General features: G+C 48.0%; 2 protein-coding genes and 2 pseudogenes. 3 read left to right on the top strand and 1 reads right to left on the bottom strand.

Annotated features, from left to right (window positions below; genetic code table 11):
• A pseudogene (locus ACI4WN_RS08380) lies at positions 1 to 250 on the top strand (hypothetical protein); the annotation flags it as partial.
• Positions 251 to 886: 636 nt separating this feature from the next.
• On the opposite strand, the gene ACI4WN_RS08385 reads toward ACI4WN_RS08380, so the two are convergent.
• On the bottom strand, positions 887 to 2,095 hold the full coding sequence (locus ACI4WN_RS08385; RefSeq protein WP_439777792.1) for an SLAP domain-containing protein: 1,209 nt from the start codon (positions 2,093 to 2,095) through the stop codon (positions 887 to 889).
• A gap of 270 nt (positions 2,096 to 2,365) precedes the next feature.
• Here ACI4WN_RS08385 and ACI4WN_RS08390 point away from each other — a divergent pair, with 270 nt between their 5' ends.
• Both ACI4WN_RS08390 and ACI4WN_RS08395 read left to right on the top strand, forming a co-directional pair.
• Positions 2,366 to 2,656, top strand: coding sequence for a hypothetical protein (locus ACI4WN_RS08390; protein WP_008462737.1), 291 nt, complete (start codon positions 2,366 to 2,368; stop codon positions 2,654 to 2,656).
• Positions 2,657 to 2,704: 48 nt separating this feature from the next.
• Positions 2,705 to 3,571, top strand: a pseudogene (locus ACI4WN_RS08395) (hypothetical protein); the annotation flags it as partial.

Below are 3,571 nucleotides of genomic sequence, written 5' to 3' on the forward strand. Positions count from 1 at the left end.
CAAAAATTGCCCCCAAAGTATGTCAACCGGGTTTGTTTTTGTCAAAATCTTCCCCAAAAGTATGTCAACCAGGCTTGTTTTTGACAAAAATTGCCCCCAAAGTATGTCAACCGGTCTGGATTTTGGCAAAATCTGCCCCCAAAGTATGTCAACCGGGTTTGTTTTTGTAAAAATCTTCCCCAAAAGTATGTCAACCAGGCTTGTTTTTGACAAAAATTGCCCCCAAAGTATGTCAACCAGGTTTGGTTGAGTCAACTTGGGGGCGGAAAAACGGAAAAATAGATCCGGTTGAGTCAAAATGGGGGCAAAAAAACGGAAAATCAGCGCCGGTTGAGTCAACTTGGGGGCGAAAAAATAGAAAAATGGAGTCGGTTGAGTCAAAACGGGGGCAAAAAAACGGAAAAATAGAACCGGTTGAGTCAATTTGGGGGCGAAAAAATAGAAAAATGGAGTCGGTTGAGTCAACTCGGGGGCGGAAAAACGAAAAAATGAGTTCGGTTGAGTCAACTTGGGGGCGAAAAAACGGATAATCAGCGCCGGTTGAGTCAAAACGGGAGCGAAAAATCAGAAAATTGGGTTTGGTTGAGTCAGTTTTGGGGGAGGGTGCACATAATCTTACTCAACTGGAGCCCATTTTTGAAAAAAGCTTCACACAAACATACTCAAGTAAGCTAACCTCCGGCCCAAAATTTACTCAACCAACTGACGAGAAGGCGCAGTTGAGTAAATTTATGAGCAACGATTTTGTTACTTGAGTAAGATCGTGAGCAGCTTTCATCGCGATTGGGTCAATTCAGCCACCCCAGCCCCGGCCACCGCGCCCCCCACCACTCAAAAACAAAAACCGCAATCTCCAGAATGGAGATTGCGGTCTAATAATGTCTAATTAACGGAAGTTAGACTTAACTGCGTATTGGCCAACGCCAACGATGTAGTACTTCTTGCCCTTGATCGTTACGGCGCCGCCATAAGTCTTGTGGGTGGTGTTCTTCTTCAAAACGAACTTCTTGTAGCGAACTGCCTTGCCCTTTGACTTCTTGTAGATGTAGGCGTTCTTCTTCAGCTTGCGGTTAGTCCCGTCAACGTTTGAGGCAACAATGAAGCTGTTTGAGCCAACTTGGTAGTACTTGCGCTTATTCAAAACAGCTGAGCCGTAAGCGTACAGCTTCTTGCCTTCACCGTAGCTGGTCTTGGTCTTCTTCAGGTCCTTGGTGTAGACAACTGCGCCGTGCTTCAAGGTGATGTTGTAGCCGTCAACGCTAGAAGCTGGGATGTACTTGTCAGTGCCCAGCTTGTAGTACTTGTTGCCGCCGAGCATTGCGTAGGCGTAAGCGTACAGCTTCTTGCCCTTCTTGTAAGTAGTCTTGGTCTTCTTCAAGGCCTTAGTGTAGACTGCCGTACTTTGCTTCAGGGTGACAAAGACGCCGTCAACGTTTGAAGCCTTGATGTATTGGCTAGCCTTCTTTGAGACCTTGTAGTACTTCACGCCGTTGCGAGTCAAAGTGCCGTAGGTGGTAATGGTCTTGCCAGCCTTGATGGACTTCGCCTTAGTCTTCTTGCCAGCGCGGTCGTAAACAGCTGAGGTCTTCTTTACCGTCTTCTTGGCAACAGTTGAAGTTTCTACAACCGTGTCGTAGGCGTTAGATGGCAAAGCTGAGAAGGTTACGTCAGCGGTAATCTTCTTGTCGTTAACCGTAAAGCTGATCGTCCCCTTTTTAGTCTTGTAGGCACTAGCTGGGAAAGTGTAGGTAACGCTGCCGTCCTTGGCCTCGGTAACCTTGGCCTTTTGGCCGTTGATGGTCAGGCTGGAGTATGATGGAAGGCCGGACTCCAAAGTGAAGGTTACGGCAGAAAGCTTGTGGCTCTTGATGATGGCCTTAACAGCTGCCCCAGATAAAAAGCTGGCTTCAGTTGAATAAACGCCTTCGCCAGCGTCATCGATGCTAGCTGTAATGTAGTAAGACCCATCTTTATATTCTTTAGTAGTCTTTGATGCCGTAGCGGCTTCGGTTAAGCCGGCTGCTTGCGGAGCTACGGAAAAAGTGGCTGTCGCAAGTGAGAGGGCAGTCAAAATAGACTTGGTAAACTTTTTCATTTTGCCTCCTAGATTGCACGATAAACTTACATACCTTTATATTATCTAACTTTTTTAGCCAAAAAACAATGTAGCGCTTTCCCTTTTTAGTCGAAAAAATAAAGAGATCCTGCTTAAAAGCTGAATCGGCAAATCGACCCTAAAACCGCTCTAATCACCAAAGGGTCAACGCTTGAGGGGGCCTTGTTCTTATGCTAAAATGAGAGTAAAGTAAGTGCTAATAATTAAAAAAGTAAAAAATAATTACCATTCCCGAAAGGGGGCATTACCATGACGAGAAGTCAAGCAAACAAGGCCTACCGGCGGGCGAAGCATTTGCGCTTAATGGCTTGTCCCAGCGGCAAGAAGGCCTTTAAGACCAAGTTTGATGCTGAATTATTTCTTTACCGAGAAGAAGCGGCGGTCCACACCATGGAGATCAACCATGAGCACTGGCGCAAGATGCCGATTCGCTCTTATTTATGTCCTTATTGCCGACATTATCACGTAACTTCCATGCCCTTAGAGCGGTTTGAAGAATTGAGAAAAAGAAAAAGCAACCGTGAGCAGCTGAGTCGCTAAGACTCGCTTTTTCTTTCTGAAGACTAAAAACGAAAGCGAGGAGCCACTATGACCGACCGGCTTAATTCCTATTTTTACGATATTGAATCCTTGACCAACGCCTTCACCTTGTCTTGCTACCGGCCAGATGATGAGCGGGTTGACATCTACTATTTAGTTGACGCCCCCGGCCTCACCGACCAAGACAGCATCCCCTTTAAAAAGATGGCCGCTGGCGAGATCCGGGCCAAAAATCAAAACTTTCACGGCGACATCTACTACCTGAACCTCCATGAGCAAACGGCTAACGAGCGCCTAGCCCAGGCCTTTGGCCTGTCGGATGCCCGCTATGTCAATGATCCAGAGGCCAAGTCATCGTTCCCAGCGGCTTTTCGGCCGACCTGCGACACGGACCCAGACTATTCCCCGGAAAAGGCGCCGTACTTTTTTGGCTACAACTCCACCAACTACGACCTGACCATGCTGGCTTACTATTTCACCCGCACCTGGTGGCCAAATGCCAGCGGGGTCAGAGACCAGTTTCGCCCAATCACCGCTAAAGAAATGCGAGACTTTAACGATACGCTTTTTTCTCGCTATATCGGCCAGATGCCGGCCAGCTTGTGGGAGGACAAGACGGCCAGTCTCGTCTTAAAAAATTTTCGCATGACGGGGCGGCACCTTGACGTGTCCCAGCTTAACGAGCGGCAAAGGCGGGTGGGGCTGAAGCGACTTTTAGGCAACTTGGGCTGGCAGATCCTGGAAAGCGACAAGTTGCGGCCGGGCCAAGACTACCTAACCAGCCAAGAAGAATTTGCCGACTTGATCGCTTATAACGTCTCTGACGTGGTCAACTTGAAAGAGCTCTTCTGCCACCCTTACTACCAGGGACAGTTTCTCTTGAAAAAAGGCCTGCTGGACCGCTACCCGGACCTG

Source organism: Lactobacillus sp. (assembly GCF_051893255.1).
GTDB lineage: Bacteria > Bacillota > Bacilli > Lactobacillales > Lactobacillaceae > Lactobacillus.

Coding starts and splice junctions, on each gene's coding strand:
- ACI4WN_RS08385 (WP_439777792.1), bottom strand. CDS start 2,095: ATGAAAAAGTTTACCAAGTCTATTTTGACTGCCCTCTCACTTGCGACA.
- ACI4WN_RS08390 (WP_008462737.1), top strand. CDS start 2,366: ATGACGAGAAGTCAAGCAAACAAGGCCTACCGGCGGGCGAAGCATTTG.